The sequence below is a fragment of the Cyanothece sp. BG0011 genome (assembly GCF_003013815.1).
Lineage (GTDB): Bacteria > Cyanobacteriota > Cyanobacteriia > Cyanobacteriales > Microcystaceae > Crocosphaera.
This window is the reverse complement of the sequence record NZ_PRLH01000006.1, coordinates 13,378-37,184: the sequence shown is the minus strand read 5'-3', so window position 1 is coordinate 37,184 and position 23,807 is coordinate 13,378. Positions and strand designations below refer to the sequence as shown.

Sequence of the window (23,807 nt, the reverse complement as noted above, 5' to 3'; positions counted from 1 at the left end):
TAAGTGTCCTCCTTGTATTAGGATGGTTGTTGATTTGATCGATCATCCCTAGTCATTCTTGGGGAGTGGCTAGGTTGATATTCAAGAGATACGGAACCGCTTGAATTCTGTAGTAACATGAGGCGCAGGGGATGAAGTTGTATCCGCCAGGGTTGAGGATGTTCTTTTAACTCATTCCACTTGTCCTTAAACACTTCGGCCTGTAGGTGATAGTCGAAGGGACTGGTGGGGGCAGACTTTAACTTCAGGTATAACGTTGTTCGGTGTTGGGTTTCACTTTGACTGGTGAGCCAACAAGTAAAAATATTGTCGCTGTAGCCATCTTTGATGCCGTCAATGTCGGGAAAGACCAATTGATGGGCGCGGATACCCATATGGGCTAAATTGGGGGGGATAGGCTCATAAATTTTCAGGGTACATCCCCAGTCAAGGGCGGTAATTTCATTTTCTGATGTAACTAGAGTACGGGAGAAGTTTTTACATCCTGTCAGTTGCGCCACTCGGAAGTCATGGGGATAGTCAAAGATTTCTTGTTTGGGTCCTTGGGCAATGATCCGTCCTTCGTCTAAGATCAAGAGGTTTGGACAAATACGATAGGCTTCTTCTAGGTTATGGGAAACGAAAAGGGTAGCCCCTGGAAAATGGGTTAAACTGAGTCTTAGAAGTTTTTCGAGTTGATCCCGTAAATAGGTGTCCAGGGCGGAAAAGGGTTCATCCAGCAGTAAAATGTCCGGTTCACTGGCTAAGGCTCTGGCTAAGGCGACTCTTTGCTGTTGTCCTCCTGATAACTCTTGTGGATAGCGATCGCCTAATCCCTGTAATTGAATGGCGATCAGTTGTTTTTCCACCCGTTGACGAATAGCGATCTTAGATAACCCTTTGGGCAGGCCAAAGGCGATATTTTGAGCAACGGTAAGGTGGGGAAACAGGGCATAATTTTGAAACAAGAAACCAACTCGGCGATCGCGGATAGGCACATTAATGCCCCGTCGAGAGTCGAATAACACTCGCCCGTTGAGGACAATGCAACCCTGATCCGGGGTTTCTAACCCTGCAATACAGCGTAAAATAAAGCTTTTGCCAGCACCAGAACCGCCTAAGAGTCCTAGGGGCAGTTGATTGGTGGAAAAAGAAACATTGATCTTAATACCGGGTAATTGTTTCTGGATATCGACAATTAACTCGATGGGGGTGGGTAACACATGGGTACGGCTATATTCCCAGGTTAAGGGGGTCACCGGATGATCCCAAGGAAGTAAGCTTTCGTCCACTAAGCTGAGGTGGCCTTCTTTTGCCCGTCTTCTGATCCGTTTTTCGGGACGGCGATCGCTCCAGTAGTTCACCGCTACCACAATGGAGAGGGATAACCCTAACATCACACTCACCCAGAGCATGGCCTCTGCCATATCCCCACTTTCCGCTGCAAAAAAGATGGCAATGGGGATGGTTTGGGTTCTTCCTGGAATACTCCCGGCTAACATCAGGGTGGCTCCAAACTCCCCTAAGGCACGGGCAAAGGCTAACAATACCCCGGCAATTAATCCCGGTCTAGCGAGGGGTAAAAGGACTTTTGAGAAGACTTGCCATTCTGTTGCCCCTAGGGTTCTGGCTGAGGACAGCAGGGTCGTATCAATCTGTTGAAAGGCTCCCAAGGCTGTCTTATACATCAAGGGGAAGGCGACAACGGTGGCCGCAATTACCGCAGCATACCATGTAAAAATGATGGTAACATCAAATACTCTTAACAGTCGACCAACCGGACCATATTTTCCTAACAATAAGAGGAGAAAAAAGCCCACAACTGTAGGAGGAAGCACCAAGGGGGCGGTGAAAATACCATCAATTAACCCTTTGGCTCTCCCCCGATATTTGAACATCGTTCTAGCTGCGATCGCCCCCAGAAAAAAAGCAATCAGGGTTGCTAAAGCTGCGGTTTTTAATGATATCCAAACGGGGGACCAATCCAATGTCATGATACTTCCTTACATTGATAAATAAACAATTAAGCTTGGCGGTGTAACAACACTTTCCACGCTACAATCTTTAAGATAATACCTAGGATAATTTTTAACAGGTTAGTGGTTTCTAGAAATAACCTTGTTTGGGGTTCAAGCTTATTTTTTTCATCACTTTCCCTATTCTATTTTGTTTTTCTGACATAAATTGCCTTAGCAATGGAGCGATCTAAAGCAATTCTCGTTCCTTCAACTTTAACCACATAGGAAGGAATTTTTTGTTCTAAGGTAATAGAAAGTCCCGGCATAATGCCAATAGCAATCAGTTTCCTGAGTAAGGTTTCATCGCTTTTTCGGAATTGCGTGATTACGCCTTTTTCCTTTTCCTTCATAAGGTTTAACGCTGAAGATTCGATGGTAAAGGTTTGAGTAAACATCATTAGAGTATCTCCAAAATTAGCAATAGTTTGTTCAAGCAATAGCCCATAGAAAAGGCAAAAACAATAACCAAACTACTCAAAGCAATGGTTGTTTTTAGCCCTCGCTCCCTCACCATAAATAAAAATTGCGATAAACAAGGAATAAATAGGGTTAAAGTAACAGCAGAAACCACTAATTGTCTTCCCATTAACACCCCAGAATGATGTAAATCAAACATTCCGGCTGCCCATAGTCCCGCCTAAAAAAGCCATAAATAAACATAATAGAAGCTTCTGGGGGAAGTTCTAATTTTAGCATTATGGGTTCTATGCCTTTGGTTAATAAAGGTAATAATCCGCTTAATTTTCCGAACCAAATGAGAACCGATGCTAACATAAACCAAGGAATCACTTCACTTAAATACCAGCGAACTCGGCTATAGGTTTTCGTTAGAATAGAACGAAGATGAGGTAAGCGCAACGGGGGTATTTCCATATAAAAATAGGACAAACTTCTCGGTAGTGCTTTGGTGGTTACGGCCCCAACAATGGCGAAAATGAAAGTAATACAAATTACCCAAATCACTAAGGCCATAAAATTCTGAGAAAGCAGTCCGATAAAAATACCCAATTGGGCGGAACATGGAATCACCAAAGCTAAGAGTAAAGAGACAATAAACCGTTCTCGTTTACTTTCGATGGTACGGGTCAGTAATGAACCTGTACTGCCACAACCTAAGCCTAAAATTAAGGGAATAATGGAACGACCGGACAACCCAATCAGTTTGAATAAATGATCAACTAATAGGGAAATTCTCGGCAAGTAACCACTATCTTCAAGAATGGAAAAAACCAAAAAGAATGTAGTCGTAATCGGAAAAATAATGGCGATGACGTAACGCATTCCTAAGGTCAGAATTCCCTGTTCGTTAGCCAGTAAATCTTGTAAAATTGTCCAAGGCAATAAGCGACTAATGATCCCATTAATGAGGGGATCAATTTGTTGAGTAAACACCCCTTCTAAATTATTCACTAACACCCCTGACCCGAAGCCACCAACAAATTGATAAATGCCGATATAAGCAATCAAAAAGAGTAAGGGAAATCCCGTGACAGGATTAACGGTTAAACGATGAAAAAATTCTTCACTTTCCGTTGACTTCTTCTTAATTTTGACAATGGCGGACTCTTCAATTTTTTTAGCAGCTTGATGTCGGGTTTTGGCTATCACTAACACCAAGGGATCACTAAATTGAGATTGCACCGATTCGATCACCATTTCAATGGCTTCAAATCTAGGTTCGCTGTGGCGGACTTTTTCCCATAGTAAGGGATCTTTTTGCAGTAATAAAAGAGCTAAAGAACGCCGAGAAACCAACGGTTCAATGGCCGCTTTCACAACGTTATGATCGCTGGTGAGAAGGCATTCTATTTTAGTGATTCCTTCTTCAATAGCTGTAGGATAGCGCAGGAATGTGGACATAATTAGCCATCTTAGCGGTTAAACTTTTGATGCCTCGTTGTTGGGCTGCAGATAAAGTGACAACAGGAATACCCAGAGATGCTTCTAATTGCTTTTCGTTGACCCAAATGCCTAATTTTTCAGCTTCATCAATCATGTTGACAGCCAGGATAATTGGCACTTGAGTTTCCATCAGTTGAAAGGTTAAATTTAACATTCGACTGAGATTTTTGGCATCAATGACATGAACAGCTAAATCTAAGGATTCTTTAAATAATAACTCTCGAGAAAACCGTTCTTCTTCTGTCATTGGAATCAGAGAATACATCCCTGGTGTATCAATTAGGGTGATAGTTTTTCCCGCAATGGTGATATAGTTGCGAGAGGCTTCTATAGTGGTTCCAGGATAGTTAGAAACGGTGGTATAAGCCCCAGTTAATACATTAAATAAAAGGCTTTTACCTACGTTAGGAGAACCCACTAAGGCAATAGTTCCTTGAGAAACTACTTCTGGGGATTTACCTTGAAAGGGTTTCGGTAAGAAACTTTGCCACAACCTGTTATAAGTTTGAGAATTGTTTTGACAACTATCAGGACATTGATTACACTTCATAGGTCTTTTTTGTACCTTGTTATTAGTGTAATTTTTTCGCCTATTTTAAACAGTAACTAGAGATACATAACACAAAAAATATTAATTTACAACCAATTTTTTATTAATTTAAATTTTCTTTATCATAGGTTTTTTATCTTGTCATCATCCAGTTGGGCTAGGGTAATTAGTAATAATTATCAATCATATATTACGCCTTTGATCATACCCGACACCCTACCCCCCCGGCCCATAACCCCCCCGGCCCCCGACCCCCCCGGCCCCCCTTTTAAAGGGGGGTGTGGGGGGTGTGGGGGGTGTGGGGGGTGTGGGGGGTGTGGGGGGTGTGGGAAGATTTAATTAGTCTAAATTAGTTGAAACCTTACTAGAAACCCAATAAAGTTCTAACCATAGACGAGGATTTTCTTTTTTTAAAGTTGATGCTGGATCACGAATAATTCTTTTAGCATTGATAAAAACGATATCAATCATACCAAAACTGTTGGCAATTTGCCGCAATTCATTTTTATATAAAGTAATTTCTTTTCCATTTCTCCCTGCATAATAAATGCCCAAATAATAGTAAGGAGCAGAAACAGGATTCAGACAGCCGTCAATAATTTTAATATAACAATTATTTAATAAAGAGTTAATATAAGGATATGAATCATTAATAAGATAGCGATACTCGTTGACTAACTTTTCACGAATCACGGTGATAGTCTTCCCATTTCAAATTGTAAGAGAGATCCGAGAATAGAGAGGCTTTAATACAATAATGTTTAATTTTGGTGCATTTTTTGAAAAACACTCCATGATTAGTAATACAATTCTCCAGAGGAGAATCTGAAAATTGTAAAGCCACTTCATCCACTGGACAATTTTCATGAACTTTGTCACAAAACTTTGGCTTCAAACAAGAGAGTTTGACGGTGCGATGATTCTTTTTAGATAACTCTAATTCGTGACCAAATAGAAACTCACTATAATCAGCAACATTATCCAAACCCAGGATATTGAGCAAGATTTCTCCCATCATCCAAAATGCTGTTTTATATACAAATGTTCTCCACTTTAAATTCATCGAATACCTCAGAGAAAGCACGTTATTGTCTTGGTTAATAGTATTCATAAAATGTTTCCCTTGAACAGTCTAAAATTTAGGGATAGGAAGTCGTAGCATTGGCCACGACTTCCCCAGCAGTTGGAAGAGGAAAATAGGTCAAGAATTTACGCCAAATAAGCCTCTTGGTGAGTTTTAATGGTGCAGTTAGAACGAGGATAAGCCACACAAAGTAATACCCATCCTTTTTCCACTTGTTCATCATCGAGAAAGCTTTGATCTTCTTGATCAACCTCTCCTTCAACGATGCGTCCCACACAACTAGAACAGGCCCCAGACCGACAAGAGGAGGGAAGTTCAACCCCTTCTTCTTCAGCAATATCGAAGATATACTCATCTTCAGGAACTTCTAGGGTTACATCAACTTCAGCAAACTCTTCTTTTTTGCCCGTCTCTTTGTTCTTTTTCTTGTAGGTTTTCATGAGACGAACTTGATAAGTAGCAGTCATGAGTGTTCTCCTTAAAATATAGGAACGTTTACCATTGATTTTTAACAATTGATTCCCCCTGGAAACAGAAGAAATAACCATTAAAAATCAAAACTTTATTTAGCTACAAGAAGTAGCTTGGCCGCCGCAGTTGGCTGTAGAGAAAGACTTACCGCAGCCACAAGTATCCGTTGCATTGGGGTTAGTAAAAGTGAAACCGCTTTGGGTTAAACTATCGACAAAATCGATAATCACCCCATCCAATAAAGACACACTATTCGGGTCAACATAGATAGGCACATTATCCTGTTCAAAGCGAACATCTTCGCTGTTGGCTTCTTTGACTAAATTTAAGGCATATTCGTAGCCATTACAGCCACCGTCTTTAACACCAACACGAATACCAGTGATATTGGTTGAGTTCCCGTATAAGACGGTACGGAGTTTCAAGGCAGCTTTTTCAGTAAGAGTGACAGTCATGGTTAAGAATTTAGAATTTAGAATTTAGAATTTAGAATGAAAAATTAATTCAATTCTTCATTCCTGTTGCCTGTTGCTTGTTGCCTCTTGCCTCTTGCCTTCCGACATAACGACTTAACTGTTGCTGGGTAAAGTTACCGCAAACGGGACAGTCAGGGTCATGGTAAGGACGACGTTTGGCAAAGGTGGCAGTGCCTAACTCCATCGTTAATAATTGACCGGTGAGGGGTTCTCCGAGTCCGGTTAAGAGTTTGATGCCTTCTAAGGCCGCTAAACAGGCTAAACTGCCAGATACCGCCCCTAATACCCCAAACCCCCAACGGTCCCATTCAGGGGTTTCTGGGAAGATGCAGGATAGGCAAGGGGTTTCTCCAGGAATAATGGTGGTTAAGTACGCATCCATGCCACTCATGGCGGCTTCCACCATGGGAACACCCCAACGGACACAAGCTTTGTTTAACAGAGTCCTTTCTTTGAAGTCAAAGGCGCAGTCAAAAGCAATATCGGCCTTTTGTACCAACGCATCGATATTGTCTGCTGTGACGAACTCATTCACCGCCTCAACTTCAATCTCAGGGTTAATATTGAGCAGGGTTTCTCTGGCTTTATAAACCCTCGGTTGACCCACCCAGCTATTGGTCATCAGTATTTGACGGTTGAGATCATCGAGGCGAAGCTCACCCCCCCGAACGAGAATGATTTTACCCACACCAGCAACAGCTAAGTAGAGGGCAACCGTTCCCCCAAGGCCACCGACCCCTGTGACCACAGCAGTGGTGTCCTTCAGGCGTTTTTGTCCTTCCTCGCCAAAACCAGGGAGTTGTATTTGTCGTGAATAACGTTCGAGTTCAGTAGGGGTGAAGTTCATGACCGTTTTGAGGTAAATGTAGAATGTAGAATGTAGGATGTAGAATGTAGAATTTATATTTTCTAAATTCTTAATTCTACATTCTTAATTCCTAGTGAATAATGCCAGCTTCTTTGGTTAAATCATCCAATAAAACCACATTACTCGGAACGTCTTTAAAGACTTTAAACAGTTTGGTTTCTAGAGGACTAGAGGTTTTAAACAGTTCGTAAGCTTCTGAAAAAGCTAATTTGTATTTTTCTAATTTTTCACTTTCACTGAGATCGGGGAAGGCTTTGTCGACTTGCGCGACAAGTAAAGAGAACTGCTTAAGAATATGGAGACGGTTAACGTTAACAAAAGTAGGGTCATAACTAATACCAAAGAAGTTTAAATAGTCTTCTGTGTCGATAAGTTTGGTGAACTCAGCCAGGGTTCTTGGGGTATCAGCAGTTAAAGTCATTTTAGGGTTTCCTCCCAGATGTTAAGTTTTTTCTTTAGTTGATCTAACTCACGAAATATATCGTAAGTTTTTTGTGCCGTTTCGACTAAGGTTTCGTAGTCGGTAGGCAATCCCTCAGCGAGATCGTGTAAATCCATCTTCATTTGACCAGCTTTAGAATTGAGTTTACGAACCTTTTTTTTGAGATCCGCAACCGCTTCTGGCGTGGGATTATTATCAGTAGCAACTGTCATCTTTTTACCTCAGTTTTCTGGTTGACTATTTCAAAACTTTTGCCTTCCCCTCCTGGGAGGGGTTAGGGGTGGGTTCCCTATTTCCTTACATTAAAGTCTCGAAACTTCAGGAAACTTTTTAACTAATTCAATGCCAGCATTGGCCAGTTTAGTTCCTTGGTCGTTTAACTTTTCTAAGGTGTCAAAACCGAAGCGATGAGCATCCCGTAAACTACGAGAAACTACCATTAATTTTCCGCCCCAAACTAAAGCCCAGCCAAAGCCTTCATGGTTGAGGTCAACAACAACTTGACATAATAACCCTGTTTCTTTTTCTATTAAAGCTGCGATCGCCCGAAAATAACACAGGATTCTTAATTTTGTCGTCGGATCAATATCCCCTTCTAATGAAATTTCCCGTCTTTTCTTCTTAGGAATAACATAAGGTGCAATAACAAGTTCATCAGTCCACGTACGATACACTCCATAGTGATCGTAAGCCCGAATTTGCTGAACTAATGATTGTAGAAAAGGACTTTGTTCGACTAAGAGAGTATTGGTTTCCGAATTTGTTGTTGTTGTTGTCATAATAACAATTACAATGAGAGCATTTCCGTTATCTATGAACAATTTTACACTATTTTGTTGTTAATTATTCATAGAAGTTTTAAGACAATTAAGAAGAGGAAAATAGGGAAATAAACCGATCAGAAAGCAGCTATCAATTCTCAATTTATTGATGACTGGTAACTGCTAACTTTTCACTAATTACCCGTTATTCATCTTCTTCAGATAAAAAGTTAGGCGTTGGCTCAAGTCCCGCTTCTTTTTGCAGAACCTTCCGTAACCAAGGAGGAGGATTTCCTTTTAAAGTTTTGACTAATTCCCCTAGAATTTCGTCAATTTTATCCTGGTCAGTTCTTGCTTTAATAGGGGTCACATTTTGACGGATTAAACGGGCTGCCGCACTGCCACCAATGGCAGAAACATAGAGTAACGTACAGCCATCTAATGCCTCTAATTTAGGTACTAATTTGTCTTCGTTACCGTCTTCTTTTAAGTCGCCACCAAACTCTAGGGTATTGACAAAATTGAAGCCGTCAGGAGACACATCATATAAGTCGATGTTCTTCGCCCAACCAAAGTGAGCGTTGACATGGACATTATCGCTAGTAGTAAATGCAACTTTCATGTTTTTCCTCTCAGATGAATGAAATAAGGGAAAAGTTTAAACAGTAAACCCGTGTTAATGTAGAGCAACGGGACTATGTTTGGCTTCTTCTTCCATAAGAATATTGCCAACATCAAATAAAAACTTCATGGTGCCACGATATCCCACTAAACAGCGTTGACCTAATCCCAATTGATCAAACACAGGATAACCCATTCTATATAAGGGAGCTTTGAGACGTTTGGCTAAGCTAGTACCGTGAGAATTCGTAATAATTAAATCCGAACCAACAGCCAATTCTTCTAAATCTTCTAAGTCACCAATGGTTACTGTATCGATGGGTAAATTCTCCAAGAGGGGGGACTTTGTCGTGGTCACAGCAGCTTGAATGTTTGCTCCCATTTCTGTTAATAACCAAGCAGTTTGATAGAGCAAATCAGGTTCTAAAGCTAAAGAAACTTTCTTACCCCCAAAATAGAAATGAGTATCAAGAATCACATCTTGTAACTGCCGGCGTTGTCGTTGTAAATGAGCCGGAACATTTGGCACAATCGGAAAATGATGATCGCAACGAGAGGTTAAAATTTGCGACAATTCCCAGACAAACGAATCAACTGCATCTAAACCAGCTAAACGGGAAAATACTTGGTATTTTGTGCCGAAACGTTCCTGTAAAATTGTCGCAGCTTTACGCATACTTTCCCCAATCGCTAACGTTAAACAAGACCGGTTTAACTGTTTTAATTGAGTTAAGCTAGTGCCTCCCGTGGTTACTGTATGATAATCATCCTCTAAATGGCCATCCAACGAACGAGATAAGTCAGGCACCATAATCGGGGTAATACCAAACCCTTCAATGATAGTTTTGATCTCTTCTACGTCCCCAGGAGACAAATGGGAAGCACATAATACTGTCACTTGGGGTTTCATTCCCACGGTGGGGGGTTCATCATCCGCTACATTACTGTAGTCCGTAGAAACAATACTTTCAACCGCTGCTGTGTAACCATCTTGTAACGATCCCTTATAATCAGGGGTAGAAACAGAAATAACAGGAAAACTATCTAGTTCTGGGTGTTTTTCCCGAAATGTTTTAAGGATGCGCGGCATATCATCCCCTCTTGTCTCCGTTAACCCAGTGGTTAACAGGCCAATAATTTGAGGCTGATATTTTTCTAAGATGGTTAAGATCGCCTGTTCTATATTATCTTCCCCCCCCAAAATGGTACTAACTTCGGTCATGGCAGTGGTAGACAGGGGGATAGACTCACGAAAATGACGCACCAGGACAACTTTAGCAAACGCGGTACATCCTTGGGAGCCATGAAATAGGGGCATCATTTTCCGCAACCCCAAAAACGCTAAGGCTGCCCCTAGGGGTTGACTCATTTTTAAAGGGTTGACTGATAGAGACTTGTGAGGGTTGAGTATGGTTGTCATTGCTTTGTTAGGGTGTGGGGTGTAGGGGAAAATTTAAAATGCAGAATGTAGAATGTAGAATTATATATTTTCTAAATTCTTAATTCTACATTCTTAATTCATTATTCCCCTTCTGCTTCTAAGTTCAATAAACTTTCATGTTCCTGTTGCCAGATTTCCCAAGGAGCCGGTTTACGAACCTGTTGCCAGATGGGACTATAAACTGCTTCGCTTAACTCCCTGGCCATTTCCACCATACCGATATAACCAGCGTAGGGATGGTGACGTTCTTGGTTAATATCTAAGAAAGGAATTCTCGCTTTGAGTGCGGTGTATTGGTTTCTGCCCCCTGCCACCAAGAGGTCAGCTTTTGTCTTCTCAATGACTCGTAAAAGCTCCTCTGGGCTTCCTTTTTCGAGCATAATGCCATCTTTGCCCAAAAGTTTCTTAATGCGTCCCTTATCTTCTTCTGTGCTTTTCTTGGTGCTAGTGGCTACCACTTCCATGCCTAAGTCTTGGGCTGCCGAAACAATGGACCAACTCTTAACACCGCCGGTGTAGAGGACCATGCGCTTACCCTTGAGACGTTCCCGATAAGGGGCTAAAGCAATGTTTAATTTATTGGTTTCTTCTTCGATTATTTCTTCAACCCGTTCTATTAATACTTTATCCCCAAAAAATTGAGCAATATTGCGTAGACAACGGTTCATGTCTTGGACACCATAGAAAGATTCCTCAATATAAGGAATGTTGTAGCGTTCTTTCATGGCAGAGGCCATATTAATTAAGGCCTTAGAGCAAATCATGACGTTTAGTTTTGCCCGATGAGCAGAGCAAACCTCTTCGTAACGAGCATCCCCTGTAATCTTTGCTAAAACACGAATTCCCGCCTTTTTAAACAGAGGAAGAACCCCCCACATTTCACCGGCAACATTATATTCACCGATTAAATTAATGTCGTAAGCAGTGGTATATTCCGGTTCTTTTGTCCCGACGACATGATCTAATAAAGCCTCGCCTCCGAGACGATTTCCTAAGTTTTTACTTCCCACAAACCCCGGAGCATGAACCGGAATAACTGGGGTTTTATATTTATCTGTAGCTGCCTTACAAACCGCATCTAAATCATCACCAATCAGTGCCGTTACACAGGTAGAATAGACAAAAATAGCAGCCGGATGATACTTTTTTATTAATTGAGCGATCGCCTTATAAAGCTTCTTTTCCCCACCAAAAATAATATCATTTTCTGATAAATCGGTAGTGAAACCCATCTTATAAGTCATTGGACCACTAGAGAGACTACCGCGACTGTTCCAACTATTACCAGAACAACCAATCGGACCATGAACTAAATGAGCAGCATCGGTGATAGGAACTAAAGCAATAGAAGCCCCATCAAACGCACAACCTCCTTGAGCAGAACCGGGGTTAGCGGTTTGAGTACAAGACTTATTTTTACCTTGACCTTCCTTATTTTGATTATGTTCACAACCTGGTTGTGTCAATAGATCGTTAATTTTGCTCTTCGTTAGTTTCATGACTGAATTCCCTAATAATTACCGATGACCGAGCAATTAATAATTAATGATTAATAATTAATAATCACTTAACAAATATAATGATCAACATTTTCACCACAAATATCTGATAGATAACTTAAGGCTTTAAGTCGTAATGAGACAAATTCATGATAAAAAGGATTCAATTTACATAGAGGAGGAATGTGGAATAACTGGCGTCCTAACACAGTTATGGTTCTTTCAAAGGGACAAGAACAAGGAATGACTCGACAGATAAAATGAGCAAAAGAGGTACTTGTCACCTCTATACGATTAAGCCTGCGTTTTAGGGGAAAAAGGGGGTCGAGTGTAAATTTTTTGCCCGTAGAATAAGGAGTAGGACTCGTCATAACCATTTCCTCATCTTTGATTAAAATATAGTGGCAGAGAGTTTTATGTGAAGCAGGGGAGTAGGGAGCGCAGGAGCAGGGAGAATATTAATTTCAAACTTCTAACTTCTGACTTCTGACTTCAAACTTCTAACTTCAAAAAAGAGGGGAGAGGAGAGGAGAGGGGGGAGTAAGGTACTCCCTGAATCTTCCTAGTCTCCCTCGTATTCAGATTTCCTTGGATTAACGAACTAAGTCAAAAGAAATATCCGTTACAGAAGGAGTATCTGTCTTGCGATCTAATTCATCCATTAGTCCATTGGCGATCCAGTTGAGTAGGTTGATAGCCCCTTCATAACCGATGGTAGAGTAACGGTGTAAGTGATGGCGATCAAAGATAGGATATCCAATACGGATTAAAGGAGTCTTGGTATCACGCTGTAAATACTTAGCGTAGGAATTACCAACTAAGAAGTCAACAGGCTCAGTGAAGAGTAAAGAGCGCATATGCCATAAGTCTTTACCACCCCAAACGGTAGCTTGTTGTCCGTAAGGACTAGCAGCTAATAATGCTTTAGCTTCTTCTTCAAATTCCTTGGTGCTGTTGTTAACCAAGACGTGAACAGGCTCGATACCCATTTCTAACATGAACTGTAATAAGCCCATTACGAGATCAGGATCACCGTAAACTGCAGCACGCTTACCATGTACCCAAGCTTGAGTATCGGTCATTGCGTCAACAGCACGTCCACGAGCGATTTCAAACTCTTTAGGAATGGGTTTGCCAGTTAACTCAGATAAGCCCATTAAGAACTCATCAGTCGCTTTAATACCCCAAGGACGATAGGTGTAGGTTTTTTGTCCCCACTTCTTCTCGATGTATTCACGAGTTTTAGGAGTGGTGTAGGTTTGAAGGGTAACGGTAGCTTCAGCGTTGATAGAATCAGCAGCATCTTCTAAGGAAGTTCCTTCATGGTACATTTTGAATTCCCCTAAGTTGGGAGAATCTAAGTACATTTCGGTGTCGCTTAAAAGAGTACCTTCTAAGTCAAATGCAGAGATGATGTTTTTCAACGCACGGACGTTACCGATGTAGGTTTCAAATCCAGCGATGAAGTTGATTTTACCGTTGGTGGTTTCTTTCTTCTTACCTTCAGTTAAGGTAGAAAGAATCGATTTCATCATGCTGTCATAACCAGTGATGTGGGAACCCACAAAACTAGGTGTATGAGCAAAAGGTACAGGTAAATCGTCAGGAATAGCACCGTCTTGACGAGCATTTCCTAAGAAAGCACCTAAGTCATCCCCAATAACCTCAGCCATACAAGTTGTACAGACAGCGATCATTTTGGGCTTGTAAAGAGCGTAGGAGTTTTGAAGTCCATCAACCATGTTCTTTAATCCACCGAAAACCGCAGCGTTTTCAGTCATGGAAGAAGAAACAGCACTAACAGGCTCTTTGAAGTGACGGGTTAAGTGGGTACGGAAGTAAGCCACACAACCTTGAGAACCGTGAACGAAGGGTAAGGTTCCTTCAAAGCCGATCGCAGCGAGTAAAGCACCTAAAGGTTGACAAGCTTTAGCAGGGTTAACGGTTAACGCTTCACGAGCAAAGTTCTTTTCCCGATATTCCCAGGATTTGGTCCATTCAGCTACTTCTTGAACTTTCTCAGCAGAAGGCATTCCTTCAAACTGTTTCTTATTTTCAAAAAGTTCTTGGTATTCAGGCTGATGGAATAGATCAACGTGATCCTTAATGTTGTTTACGTTTTGAGCCATTGGTGGTAACTCCAGTATAGGATGGATATCTCAGACAAACGAACTTGGAAAAGGGGAGAGAGGGGGGGTGTGGGAGGTAAATGTAGAATTTAGAATGTAGAATTTAGAAGTTTCTTAATTCTTAATTCTTAATTCTTAATTCTCCCTTATCTAGTTGATCCCCCATGATCATCCTCCCTCTTATTTATTCCAAGGGGTGCCAATTAATCCCCAGGTGGGACTATTGAGGGCTAAGTCCATGTCACGGGCGAAGATAGCGAAGCCATCATAACCGTGGTAAGGTCCGGAGTAATCCCAAGAGTGCATTTGACGGAAGGGAAGAGCCATCTTTTGGAAGACATACTTCTCTTTGATACCAGCAGCAACTAAGTCAGGCTTAAGTTCTTTAACGAACTCTTCAAATTCATAACCAGTTACGTCATCATAGATGAGGGTAGCATCTTCAACGTAGCCAGTGGTACGTTTGTAGTCATCACCGTGAGCGAATTCATATCCAGTTCCGATGATTTCCATGCCTAAGTCTTTGAAAGCAGGAACAACGTGACGGGGACGTAAACCACCCACCATCATCATTACGGACTTACCTTCTAAACGAGGACGGTACTTAGCAATGACTTCTTCAGATTGCTTTCTGTACTTCTCGATGACTTCTTCAGCTTTCGCTTGAATTTTCTCATCAAAGCGTGAAGCGATTTCTCTTAAAGAAGCAGCAATTTTGGTAGGACCAAAGAAGTTGTATTCTAACCAGGGAATACCATATTTTTCTTCCATGTGACGACTGATATAGTTCATGGAACGATAACAGTGGATGAGGTTCAACTTAACGTTGGGGGTTGCCTTCATCTCGGTTAAAGTACCGTCACCAGACCATTGTGCTACCACACGAAGACCGATTTCTTCAAGTAAGATACGGCTAGACCAAGCATCTCCACCGATGTTGTAGTCACCAATGATGGCTACGTCATAAGGAGTGCCTTCAAATCCGTTTTCTGCGTTTTCTTTGTCAGCAGTGGGGAAAACCCAGTCACGAATCATGTCGTTAGCGATGTGGTGTCCTAAGGACTGAGAAACCCCACGGAACCCTTCACAACGGACGGGAACAACAGATTTACCGGTTTCTTTGCTCTTGGTACGAGCAACGGATTCGATGTCATCTCCGATTAAACCAACGGGACATTCTGACTGAACAGAAACACCACCGTTTAAGGGGAATAATTCTTCAATTTCATCAATGATTTTAGCGAGTTTTTTGTCTCCACCAAAAACGATGTCCCGTTCTTGGAAATCGGAGGTAAACTGCATAGTACCGAAGCTATCAACCCCAGTGGTTCCGATGTAGTAGTTACGACGACCAGACCAGGAATAGTAACCACAACCCACAGGACCGTGGGAGATGTGAACCATATCCTTAATCGGACCCCAAACAACCCCTTTTGATCCTGCATAGGCACAACCACGAGCGGTCATAACCCCAGGTAAGGATTGTTTATTGGATTTTACGCCACAATCAGCTTCGCCTTCTTCGTAAACACCTAAGTGTTTTGCACGTTTTTTAGCAGCTTTTTCGGGATAAGTCGACAGAACGTCGGCAATGAGCTTCTTATTGTCTTCAACTGTTGCCATGGTGTTCCTCTCAAAGTTGGTGTAGAAGAAAAATTAGAGAAAGGGAAAGAGGGGAAGGCAAATGAGCAGTTATCAGTTTTCAAAAATTTAGAATTTAGAATTTAGAATTTAGAATTAATTACACATTCTGCATTCTGCATTCTGCATTCTTCATTCTGTTCACTGTATTTGCCTTAGAATGATCCTCAATCCTACTAAGCGAGACTCAGTCTAAGCTGTTGTTTTAGCTTTATCAGCTTGAAGAGCTTTCTCGTACTCGTCTTCACCACCGAGAATACCGAAGTCAACTAAGAGTTCTTCGAGTTCTTCCATGGTGATAGGAGTAGGAATAACGAGGTTGGTGTTATTCTCGATTTTGCGAGATAACTCACGGTATTCCTGAGCCTGAGGGTGATCAGGAGAGTATTCGATAACAGTCATACGACGTAATTCAGCTTCTTGTACCTGCTTAGAACGGGGTACGAAGTGAATCATTTGGGTGCCAAGACGACGAGCTAATTCTTCAATTAACTCAGCTTCACAGTTAACGTTACGGCTGTTACAAATTAAACCACCTAAACGAACACCACCAGTGTGAGCGTATTTTAAAATACCACGAGCAATGTTGTTAGCAGCGTACATCGCCATCATTTCCCCGGAGGTTACGATGTAGATTTCTTGTGCTTTTCCTTCACGGATAGGCATTGCGAAACCACCACATACAACGTCTCCTAATACGTCGTAGGATACGAAGTCTAGGTCTTCGTAAGCACCTTCTTCTTCTAAGAAGTTAATGGCGGTGATAATACCACGACCCGCACATCCAACTCCAGGCTCAGGACCACCGGACTCAACACACTTGACTCCTTGGTATCCTTCGAGTAATACTTCTTCGAGTTCGATGTCTTCAACAGTTCCCCGTTCTGCTGCTAAGTGCAGAATGGTGGTTTGTGCTTTGGTGTGAAGCATTAAGCGGGTAGAATCAGCTTTAGGGTCACAACCAACAATCATGATGCGGTTGGTTTCAGCTAACGCAGCAATGGTATTCTGAGAAGTGGTAGACTTACCGATACCGCCTTTTCCGTAAAATGCAATCTGACGCATAGTTGATTCTCGCTTGTTAGACAGTGAGTGTATAAAGTTGGAAGGTTGATCCGTTGCTGACGTAAAGATGATTCGTATTTTGGTTAGGAAACCTTGGGAGTTGCGTCCCATTAGAACCCTCGATCCCTACGTCAGTGGATGTCTTCCGAGGTAAGAAGCCCTTTTTTTGTTGCTATGGTGTGGGGTATTGAACATTAGGTTTAAAGGGTTTGCCTTTTGCCTTTTGCCTTTTGCCTTCTGCACAGCAGTGGGCTTCTAGACCTGAGTAAAGGCTGTGAAACTTTACTCATTGGGTCAAGAGGTGACGTTTGAGAAACGTCCGGTGAGAAGCGATGCTTATGGAGGCGATCGCTCTCTACCTTTCTTTTGAGTTAACATAGTGTTCTCCTTGTTATTGGCTTGATTATTGATTTACACTGCAATTACTGTTAAATCTGGGGAAACCTTCTCTTTGAGTCTGGCTTCAATACCGCCTTTAAGGGTAGCGGTGCTACTGGCACAAGAACCACAGGCTCCTTTTAGGGTGACTTTTACTAAGTCTCCTTCGATATCAATTAATTCTAAGTCTCCCCCATCTTTGGCTAAGAAGGGTTTGATTTCTTCTTCTAAGACTTGTTGAATAAGGGTGATTTTTTGTAAGTTAGTTAAGGGTTTGGTTTCTGATTTGGCCTTAACCACTTCGGTGGCAACGGCAACGGCAGTGGTTTTTTCTTGCAGAATATCTGCGATCATATCATCGATATCCGCTAAACAGGAACCGCATCCCCCCCCGGCTTTAACATAGTTGGTGACTTGCTCTGCTGTGGTCAAGTCATTTTCTAAGACAATGCGACGAATACGACTATCAGTCACTCCGAAGCAACGACAGATTAAGGCTCCTTCATCATCTTCGTGGTTATCGAGGGGAATGCCTCTGTAGTTAAAGATAGCAGCTTCTAAGGCTTCTTGTCCCATCACCGAACAGTGCATTTTCTCTTCTGGTAAACCTCCTAAGAAGTCAGCGATCTCTTTATTGGTGAGACTTAAGGCTTCATCTAAGGTTTTGCCAACCAGTAACTCAGTCAACGCTGAAGAAGAAGCGATCGCAGAAGCACATCCAAAGGTTTGAAACCGTGCATCTAAAATAATTTCTGTTTTTTCATCCACTTTGAGATGTAATCTTAGAGCATCTCCACAAGCAATACTACCGACTTCTCCCGTTGTGATCGCTTGTCCTTCTCCTTTCTCGGTAATCGTTCCTTGATTACGAGGATTATAGAAGAGATCCATTACTTTGTCTGTATATTCCCACATGAGCAGTTACCAGTTAAAATTCTTCGTTAATAGTTGAGGGGAAAATTTAGAATTAAGAATGTAGAATTTAAAAGGCAATTTTGTTTTAATTCTTCATTCTTCATTCTTCATTCTTAATTCTTAGCTAAAGTTGCTTTTTCTTGTTCTTGTAACCAGGTTGCGTCATCGCTACTAAAGGGAGACAGCGATCGCAAACGTGCAATGGTATCAGGTAAAACTTCAATCACACGCTGGATCTCATCCTGGGTGGTATAGCGAGAGAGACTAAAGCGAATGGAACCGTGTAAGACACTATAGGGAAGTCCCATAGCTCTCAACACATGAGAGGGTTCAAGGGAACCAGAGGTGCAAGCCGAACCAGAAGAGGCACAGATACCGTACTGATTCATGGAGAGTAAAATGGCTTCCCCTTCGATATATTTAAAACCGATATTAGTGGTGTTAGGTAATCTTTCTTTTGTACTTCCATTTACTACTGTATCAGGAATTAGGGTGAGAATGCTGGTTTCTAAATAATCTCTTAATTGTCTTTCGTGAGAGATATTAGCCAGGTGGTATTCTGCTAATTCACAGGCTTTCCCTAAGGCTACGATACCGGGTACATTTTCTGTTCCTCCACGGCGGCCCCTTTCTTGATGGCCTCCCACCATAAAGGGACGAAAACGGGTTCCTTTACGCACATATAAAGCACCAATGCCTTTGGGCGCATGAACTTTATGACCGGAGAGGGTGAGCATATCGATGGTGCTATTGCTCATGTCTAGCGGAATTTTCCCGACAGCTTGCACTGCATCGACATGGAATAGGGCCCCATATTCTTTGGCCATGGCTCCCACTTGTTCGATGGGGAAGACAACACCGGTTTCGTTATTAGCATACATGATGGTAACGAGGGCGGTGCCACCGGTTAAGGATGCTTGCACTTCATCGAGATCCAATCTGCCTTGACTATCAACGCCGAGATAAGTGACGGTATATCCTTGTTTTTCTAAATGTCTGCAAAGGTTTAAAACCGCAGGATGTTCGACTTCTGTTGTAATAATATGACGTTTATTGGGTTGAGCGGTGAGGGCTGCACGGATAGCTGCATTATCTCCTTCGGTTCCGCAACTGGTAAAAACAATTTCTGAAGGTTCGGCACCGAGTAAAGATGCTACTTGTTCCCTGGCGGTTTTAACGGCTTTTCCGACTTGTCCCCCAAAGGTGTGCATACTGGAGGGGTTACCGTAGTAGAGGGTAAGATAAGGCATCATTGTGCCTAGCACTTCCTCATCTATTTGGGTGGTTGCGTTATTGTCTAGATATATACAGTCTCTCATCAGTTTGTACCAGAAGTCAGATGAAGTCAGAAGTGGTAGAGACGTTTCATGAAACGTCTGTACAGAAGTCAGAAGTGATGACTAAAATCTTATTTAGCTATTTACTGTCATTAAGGTTGAAATTTCTTGGGAGTAAGCCTCAAACCACTGTTCCCAGTATGGACTCGTTTGTTTTCCTTTGAGTTTGCCCACTAAGTTGTGATAACGGTTAAACCAGAGATCCCAATAGTCAGCCATTTGGTTTTCACTGCCCCCAGTGACTTGATAGGAAGGTAAGCAAGCAGAGTTGGTAGGACATACCGAGGCACACTGGGGGGTTCCATAATAACCTTGACAATCGTTACATAGGGTCGCATCGATGAGAAATACATTATCCTGTATGGTAATGGCCCCCGTCGGGCAAGCAGTCCGACAACGAGAACAGTTAATACATTCGTTGGTGATAGTGTAACTCATGATGCGATCGCTCCTTGTCTAATTGTTTAGGTTAGGAAAACAACTGTAGTCTTTGGAAAACCCTGTACAGGGAGGAATAGAATAGTCATCAACGCAAGTATTACAGTTATTTTCCGTTTGAGTTGAGTTTGAAGTCGAGGGGTTGATGACGGGGGTTTGAGAACTTGGGGTTGAAGAAACTAAAGAAGATTGAGAACGATAACTAAGAGTATCAATCATTCATTAAGCTCCTAATGCTTGTTTTTGCATATAGTCTTTGTAGAAGTTGATGGCAACGTTATCGATGACATCGTAGGCTTCGTAAGGCTCTAAACCGGCTTTGCGTAATTCTTCTTGAGGACAATGACCGATTTTTGAAGCAAGTACCCCTTTACAATCAGAGATAGATTTAATAATGTTATCGAGGGTTGCTTCTTCGCCGTAACCACTTTGACAGTAGTGATCGACTTTGCGGTGTGCCACAAAGGTAACGTCAGTGCCGTCCACTTCAAAGATTTGGAATTCTTTAGCGTGGCCGAAGTGTTGGTTAACTAAGCGGTTTCCTTTGGTTGCCACTGCTACTAGTATCTTAGGTGCATTGGCTTTCTTGTTTTGTGCTTTTTGCTGCAGTTTGGCTGCTTTAACTTCAGCGTTAAATTTTTCGATGTTGGCGTGAACTTCTTGACGTTGGGCGACATCGTACTCAGGAGCCATTTCTAAGAATTTCTCTTTGGTAAACTCTTGAGAGCGATCTTCTCCTAATAACCCGACGGCATCGGCACGACATTGACGGCAGTGGCGCATCATTTTCATGTTGCCAGAACACTTATCCTGTAGAGCTTTTAACTCTTTGGGGGTAGGCCCTCTTTGTCCAGTGAGTCCGAAGTGGGTGCCGTGTTCAGGGGCGGAGATCAAGGGCATAATATTGTGGAGAAATGCACCTTTAGAACGAATCACTTCATTAACTTCAGCTAAGTGTTCGTCGTTGATTCCTGGAATCATGACGGAGTTCACTTTGCAGAGGATATCCGCTTCTTTGAGGGCATCGAGGGACTCCATTTGTTTCTCATGAAGTATCTTAACCCCTTCTATGCCTTTATACCGTTTCCGATTATACCGAACCCAAGGATAGATTTTTTCCCCAATTTCGGGATCAATCATATTAATGGTGAGGGTGACGTGATCGATGTTAAGTTCTTTGATGCGATCAACGTATTCCGGTAACATCAATCCGTTACTGGATAAGCAGAGTTTAATATCAGGGGCTTTATCTGCTACTAATTCAAAGGTGCGAAAGGTTTGCTTGGGGTTCGCTAAGGGATCACCAGGACCTGCAATACCTAATACCGTCATTTGGGGAATTTTTCCACCAATTACTAAAGCTTTATGGGCTGCTTCTTCTGGGGTTAAAACTTCACTAACCACACCTGGCCGACTTTCGTTGGCACAGTCGTATTTGCGGTTACAATAGTTGCATTGAATGTTACAAGCAGGGGCAACAGCGACGTGCATCCGTGCATAGTGATGATGGGCATCTTCACTGTAACAAGGGTGTTTGGCAATTCTTTCTTGAATCTTTGCATCTATGGTTTGTGTACTATCCCCACTAGAAGGACAAGCACAATCTCCTTTTGCTTTGGGAATAAATGAGGTTCCCGGAGCAGTGGTGGGATTAGCCGTAGATGCGTCAGTATTAATGAGACCAGTAGATTGTAACATTGAATTCCGTAAGTTAGAGGGTGAGCTAAAGCCTGACTGTAAGAGGAATTGTCAGAGGCTTAGTTAAAAGCAAAGGGTAAAACAATGAACTGTATGTCTTCGGCGTTATGTCAGTTATACCACCCCCCTGATTTTGGGTCGGGTTAGGGTGAGTGGGTTGGGATTCATTGGATTTATTAAGCTGTACTCATAGACTCAAAACCTTTATGTTGCGAGGATTTGAGCCTAATTAAATTTTTTTAGGGGTACGGGGGACAGGTATTTATGAGGGGAGGCTTCTGTATTTTTACGGGGGGACTCTAGCTTTTTGGTACTCAAGGTCTAAGTCTTATTACGTAAGGCTTTGGCTCTGTTCTTGGTGGGTTTTTCCTCCTCTAGTTTTATACTCAGTTACCAGTTACCAGTTACCAGTTATCAGTTATTTTTTACTGATCGCTGGTCACTGGTCACTGTTCACTGTCAAAAGAAACACCGAGTTAGCTTCCTCTTGCCTTCTCAGTGCTGTCACGGAATTCAATTCTGTATCCAATGTAACATTTTCTCGTTGGTAGGTTTGCTATGAACAGTTCTGTTCGAGTTTTTTAGGGATAACATAGCTCAACGGTCGATTTGATGAGACTTGTAGCCCCTTTATAGTTTTTTAATTTTGAGTGGCCAGTTATCTGCGCTATGATGGGTCGCAAAAAGGGAGCAAAGTCTTGCAGAATAAGGGATTTGACTGAGTACATAAATACAAAGCCCTCCCCTGAAAAATACTCTATCCCCCATAGAAAAATACTAGGACCCCGACCCAAAAAAAATTTTTTAAAGCGCTGAAAGGCTTAATATAGCTGCATTTGTTCAAAACCCTGACACCATTAATAAATTAGATCAATTTGACTCACCGTCTTCGGGCATGGGTACAAGAGGGGACTTGGTATAAGCATAACAACTAAGTCTATGTGCAAACACAGAATTTAATGTTTGGATCACTCCCTGTCAGAGAGCGTCGTGGAAGTCCGTCAGAAAGCTCTATTTCTGAACCGCGCACTTCTCGACCTAACCTATTAAGCTTTTTGCGGAAGGATTTTCAAATCATTTTTGAAAGAGATCCCGCAGCCCGTAATTGGTTAGAAGTGGTGTGTTGCTATCCAGGTTTACACGCTTTGGCGATCCATCGTCTTTCCCACGAATTGTGGCATCGCAAGTTGCCCTTTTTTCCTCGTTTTCTCTCCCATCTTGCCCGTTTCCTCACGGGAATCGAAATTCATCCAGGGGCCACCATTGGCCAAGGGGTGTTTATCGATCATGGTATGGGGGTAGTGATTGGGGAAACGGCGATTATTGGTGATGATTGCCTCATTTACCAAAATGTTACCCTAGGGGGAACTGGTAAAGAAAGTGGTAAACGCCATCCCACCGTTGGTGATTCGGTCATTGTGGGAGCCGGGGCAAAAGTATTAGGCAACATCGAAATTGGCAATCATGTCCGTATTGGAGCCGGATCAATCGTGTTAAACGATGTTCCCCATGATTGCACGGTAGTGGGCGTTCCTGGCCGTGTTATCTCCCGTAGTGGTCGGGGTTGCCCCTTAGAACATGGCAAATTACCCGATGTTGAGGGCCAAGTCATTCGGACTTTATTAGACCGAATTGAAGAATTGGAACAAAAGATACAAAAACTACCTTGACCTATACCTTACAATTATGATGCAACCTTACAATTCTGATGCTCTCATCAGTCAAGTTGAGAAAGTTTCTCGTTGCGATCGTTGGAGTGTTTACCAACGTCTCCAAGAATTAACCATTCCCTGCTGGTGTCCTGAAGATGGCTCTTTATGGGTAGAAATAGAACATGGTCTTCATGCTATTTTACTACGCAGTGCTATCTATGGGGCGATCGCTCCTCGTCAAGAGTTGGTAGGCTGGCTGGAACGATGCTGGGACACCGTTGATTCTGAGTCCATTAAGTCTTATCAAAATAGGCAATACTAAGACTGTGATGCGTTGCCTTCTCTCTTAGCCTAGACCATTTGTATTACACTGGGAAAATTTAGTAATTAGTTGCCCTGATCTGGGGTTCCCCCTCAATTAAGGTTAATTATTATTCGTAAA

At 42.2% G+C, this 23,807-nt stretch carries 25 protein-coding genes and 1 pseudogene; 2 read left to right on the top strand and 24 right to left on the bottom strand.

Annotated features, from left to right (window positions below; genetic code table 11):
* Positions 1-17 precede the first annotated feature (17 nt).
* The 24 genes and pseudogenes from modB to nifB form a co-directional block, all read right to left on the bottom strand.
* Positions 18-1,973 (bottom strand): molybdate ABC transporter permease subunit, encoded by a 1,956-nt coding sequence (modB, locus tag C4E06_RS02030; RefSeq protein ID WP_107666560.1) that lies wholly within the window; start codon positions 1,971-1,973, stop codon positions 18-20.
* Positions 1,974-2,140: 167 nt separating this feature from the next.
* Entirely contained in the window at positions 2,141-2,395 is a 255-nt protein-coding gene (locus tag C4E06_RS02025; RefSeq protein WP_009546656.1) for a FeoA family protein, read from the bottom strand.
* Positions 2,395-3,857 (bottom strand): annotated as a pseudogene (locus C4E06_RS02020) (nucleoside recognition domain-containing protein). The gene C4E06_RS02025 and the pseudogene C4E06_RS02020 overlap by 1 nt, the downstream one beginning before the upstream one ends.
* Complete coding sequence (locus C4E06_RS02015; RefSeq protein WP_107666559.1) at positions 3,823-4,449, bottom strand: FeoB small GTPase domain-containing protein; 627 nt, start codon at positions 4,447-4,449, stop codon at positions 3,823-3,825. The pseudogene C4E06_RS02020 and the gene C4E06_RS02015 overlap by 35 nt, the downstream one beginning before the upstream one ends.
* Positions 4,450-4,788: 339 nt before the next feature.
* Positions 4,789-5,142, bottom strand: coding sequence for a hypothetical protein (locus tag C4E06_RS02010; RefSeq protein ID WP_107666558.1), 354 nt, complete (start codon positions 5,140-5,142; stop codon positions 4,789-4,791).
* Positions 5,132-5,560, bottom strand: coding sequence for a hypothetical protein (locus C4E06_RS02005; protein ID WP_198648224.1), 429 nt, complete (start codon positions 5,558-5,560; stop codon positions 5,132-5,134). The genes C4E06_RS02010 and C4E06_RS02005 overlap by 11 nt, the downstream gene beginning before the upstream one ends.
* 98 nt (positions 5,561-5,658) lie before the next feature.
* A complete protein-coding gene (locus tag C4E06_RS02000; RefSeq protein WP_107666557.1) occupies positions 5,659-6,000 on the bottom strand; it encodes a 2Fe-2S iron-sulfur cluster-binding protein in 342 nt (113 codons plus the stop codon).
* Positions 6,001-6,099: 99 nt separating this feature from the next.
* On the bottom strand, positions 6,100-6,459 hold the full coding sequence (locus C4E06_RS01995) for an iron-sulfur cluster assembly accessory protein (RefSeq protein WP_107666556.1): 360 nt from the start codon (positions 6,457-6,459) through the stop codon (positions 6,100-6,102).
* 49 nt (positions 6,460-6,508) lie between these two features.
* Positions 6,509-7,327, bottom strand: a complete 819-nt coding sequence (locus tag C4E06_RS01990; RefSeq protein WP_107666555.1) for a HesA/MoeB/ThiF family protein — start codon at positions 7,325-7,327, stop codon at positions 6,509-6,511.
* A gap of 91 nt (positions 7,328-7,418) precedes the next feature.
* Entirely contained in the window at positions 7,419-7,769 is a 351-nt protein-coding gene (nifW, locus tag C4E06_RS01985) for a nitrogenase-stabilizing/protective protein NifW (protein WP_107666554.1), read from the bottom strand.
* Positions 7,766-8,002, bottom strand: a complete 237-nt coding sequence (locus C4E06_RS01980) for a CCE_0567 family metalloprotein (RefSeq protein WP_107666553.1) — start codon at positions 8,000-8,002, stop codon at positions 7,766-7,768. The genes nifW and C4E06_RS01980 overlap by 4 nt, the downstream gene beginning before the upstream one ends.
* 90 nt (positions 8,003-8,092) lie before the next feature.
* Entirely contained in the window at positions 8,093-8,569 is a 477-nt protein-coding gene (locus tag C4E06_RS01975; protein ID WP_107666552.1) for a NifX-associated nitrogen fixation protein, read from the bottom strand.
* Positions 8,570-8,756: 187 nt separating this feature from the next.
* Entirely contained in the window at positions 8,757-9,173 is a 417-nt protein-coding gene (gene nifX, locus C4E06_RS01970; RefSeq protein WP_107666551.1) for a nitrogen fixation protein NifX, read from the bottom strand.
* A 54-nt stretch (positions 9,174-9,227) separates the two neighbouring features.
* Positions 9,228-10,592: a nitrogenase iron-molybdenum cofactor biosynthesis protein NifN gene (gene nifN, locus C4E06_RS01965; RefSeq protein WP_107666550.1), complete on the bottom strand. Its 1,365-nt coding sequence runs from the start codon at positions 10,590-10,592 to the stop codon at positions 9,228-9,230.
* A gap of 101 nt (positions 10,593-10,693) precedes the next feature.
* Positions 10,694-12,112 (bottom strand): nitrogenase iron-molybdenum cofactor biosynthesis protein NifE, encoded by a 1,419-nt coding sequence (nifE, locus tag C4E06_RS01960; protein ID WP_107666549.1) that lies wholly within the window; start codon positions 12,110-12,112, stop codon positions 10,694-10,696.
* A 68-nt stretch (positions 12,113-12,180) separates the two neighbouring features.
* Complete coding sequence (locus tag C4E06_RS01955; protein WP_107666548.1) at positions 12,181-12,483, bottom strand: Mo-dependent nitrogenase C-terminal domain-containing protein; 303 nt, start codon at positions 12,481-12,483, stop codon at positions 12,181-12,183.
* A gap of 222 nt (positions 12,484-12,705) precedes the next feature.
* Positions 12,706-14,241, bottom strand: a complete 1,536-nt coding sequence (nifK, locus tag C4E06_RS01950) for a nitrogenase molybdenum-iron protein subunit beta (RefSeq protein ID WP_107666547.1) — start codon at positions 14,239-14,241, stop codon at positions 12,706-12,708.
* Between the two features lie 180 nt (positions 14,242-14,421).
* Entirely contained in the window at positions 14,422-15,864 is a 1,443-nt protein-coding gene (nifD, locus tag C4E06_RS01945; RefSeq protein WP_107666546.1) for a nitrogenase molybdenum-iron protein alpha chain, read from the bottom strand.
* Positions 15,865-16,074: 210 nt separating this feature from the next.
* Positions 16,075-17,058, bottom strand: coding sequence for a nitrogenase iron protein (nifH, locus tag C4E06_RS01940; RefSeq protein ID WP_107666545.1), 984 nt, complete (start codon positions 17,056-17,058; stop codon positions 16,075-16,077).
* Between the two features lie 300 nt (positions 17,059-17,358).
* Positions 17,359-18,240, bottom strand: coding sequence for a Fe-S cluster assembly protein NifU (gene nifU, locus C4E06_RS01935; protein WP_107666544.1), 882 nt, complete (start codon positions 18,238-18,240; stop codon positions 17,359-17,361).
* Between the two features lie 113 nt (positions 18,241-18,353).
* The gene (nifS, locus tag C4E06_RS01930; RefSeq protein WP_107666543.1) at positions 18,354-19,559 is read right to left on the bottom strand and encodes a cysteine desulfurase NifS; all 1,206 of its coding nucleotides are present in this window, start codon (positions 19,557-19,559) and stop codon (positions 18,354-18,356) included.
* Positions 19,560-19,652: 93 nt separating this feature from the next.
* Positions 19,653-20,015, bottom strand: coding sequence for a 4Fe-4S binding protein (locus tag C4E06_RS01925; protein WP_107666542.1), 363 nt, complete (start codon positions 20,013-20,015; stop codon positions 19,653-19,655).
* Between the two features lie 18 nt (positions 20,016-20,033).
* A complete protein-coding gene (locus C4E06_RS01920) occupies positions 20,034-20,234 on the bottom strand; it encodes a hypothetical protein (protein ID WP_107666541.1) in 201 nt (66 codons plus the stop codon).
* 3 nt (positions 20,235-20,237) lie between these two features.
* A complete protein-coding gene (gene nifB / locus C4E06_RS01915; RefSeq protein ID WP_107666540.1) occupies positions 20,238-21,713 on the bottom strand; it encodes a nitrogenase cofactor biosynthesis protein NifB in 1,476 nt (491 codons plus the stop codon).
* 959 nt (positions 21,714-22,672) lie between these two features.
* On the opposite strand from nifB, the gene cysE reads away from it, so the two are divergent.
* Positions 22,673-23,383 carry a serine O-acetyltransferase gene (gene cysE, locus C4E06_RS01910; RefSeq protein WP_107666539.1) on the top strand — a complete coding sequence of 237 codons (711 nt, stop codon included), beginning with the start codon at positions 22,673-22,675 and terminating at the stop codon, positions 23,381-23,383.
* A 16-nt stretch (positions 23,384-23,399) separates the two neighbouring features.
* Positions 23,400-23,687, top strand: coding sequence for an Asr1405/Asl0597 family protein (locus tag C4E06_RS01905; RefSeq protein WP_107666538.1), 288 nt, complete (start codon positions 23,400-23,402; stop codon positions 23,685-23,687).
* The last annotated feature ends 120 nt before the right edge of the window (positions 23,688-23,807 follow it).

Bases quoted from the DNA above. Each gene is read 5' to 3' on its own strand.
- nifW (WP_107666554.1), bottom strand. From the start codon at position 7,769: ATGACTTTAACTGCTGATACCCCAAGAACCCTGGCTGAGTTCACCAAA.
- C4E06_RS01975 (WP_107666552.1), bottom strand. From the start codon at position 8,569: ATGACAACAACAACAACAAATTCGGAAACCAATACTCTCTTAGTCGAA.
- cysE (WP_107666539.1), top strand. From the start codon at position 22,673: ATGTTTGGATCACTCCCTGTCAGAGAGCGTCGTGGAAGTCCGTCAGAA.
- C4E06_RS02015 (WP_107666559.1), bottom strand. From the start codon at position 4,449: ATGAAGTGTAATCAATGTCCTGATAGTTGTCAAAACAATTCTCAAACT.
- C4E06_RS01925 (WP_107666542.1), bottom strand. From the start codon at position 20,015: ATGAGTTACACTATCACCAACGAATGTATTAACTGTTCTCGTTGTCGG.
- nifD (WP_107666546.1), bottom strand. From the start codon at position 15,864: ATGGCAACAGTTGAAGACAATAAGAAGCTCATTGCCGACGTTCTGTCG.
- nifU (WP_107666544.1), bottom strand. From the start codon at position 18,240: ATGTGGGAATATACAGACAAAGTAATGGATCTCTTCTATAATCCTCGT.
- C4E06_RS01980 (WP_107666553.1), bottom strand. From the start codon at position 8,002: ATGACAGTTGCTACTGATAATAATCCCACGCCAGAAGCGGTTGCGGAT.
- C4E06_RS01995 (WP_107666556.1), bottom strand. From the start codon at position 6,459: ATGACTGTCACTCTTACTGAAAAAGCTGCCTTGAAACTCCGTACCGTC.
- C4E06_RS02005 (WP_198648224.1), bottom strand. From the start codon at position 5,560: ATGAATACTATTAACCAAGACAATAACGTGCTTTCTCTGAGGTATTCG.
- C4E06_RS01905 (WP_107666538.1), top strand. From the start codon at position 23,400: ATGATGCAACCTTACAATTCTGATGCTCTCATCAGTCAAGTTGAGAAA.
- nifN (WP_107666550.1), bottom strand. From the start codon at position 10,592: ATGACAACCATACTCAACCCTCACAAGTCTCTATCAGTCAACCCTTTA.
- modB (WP_107666560.1), bottom strand. From the start codon at position 1,973: ATGACATTGGATTGGTCCCCCGTTTGGATATCATTAAAAACCGCAGCT.
- C4E06_RS01990 (WP_107666555.1), bottom strand. From the start codon at position 7,327: ATGAACTTCACCCCTACTGAACTCGAACGTTATTCACGACAAATACAA.
- nifE (WP_107666549.1), bottom strand. From the start codon at position 12,112: ATGAAACTAACGAAGAGCAAAATTAACGATCTATTGACACAACCAGGT.
- C4E06_RS01955 (WP_107666548.1), bottom strand. From the start codon at position 12,483: ATGACGAGTCCTACTCCTTATTCTACGGGCAAAAAATTTACACTCGAC.
- nifX (WP_107666551.1), bottom strand. From the start codon at position 9,173: ATGAAAGTTGCATTTACTACTAGCGATAATGTCCATGTCAACGCTCAC.
- nifH (WP_107666545.1), bottom strand. From the start codon at position 17,058: ATGGGACGCAACTCCCAAGGTTTCCTAACCAAAATACGAATCATCTTT.
- nifK (WP_107666547.1), bottom strand. From the start codon at position 14,241: ATGGCTCAAAACGTAAACAACATTAAGGATCACGTTGATCTATTCCAT.
- nifS (WP_107666543.1), bottom strand. From the start codon at position 19,559: ATGAGAGACTGTATATATCTAGACAATAACGCAACCACCCAAATAGAT.
- C4E06_RS02025 (WP_009546656.1), bottom strand. From the start codon at position 2,395: ATGATGTTTACTCAAACCTTTACCATCGAATCTTCAGCGTTAAACCTT.
- C4E06_RS01920 (WP_107666541.1), bottom strand. From the start codon at position 20,234: ATGATTGATACTCTTAGTTATCGTTCTCAATCTTCTTTAGTTTCTTCA.
- nifB (WP_107666540.1), bottom strand. From the start codon at position 21,713: ATGTTACAATCTACTGGTCTCATTAATACTGACGCATCTACGGCTAAT.
- C4E06_RS02000 (WP_107666557.1), bottom strand. From the start codon at position 6,000: ATGACTGCTACTTATCAAGTTCGTCTCATGAAAACCTACAAGAAAAAG.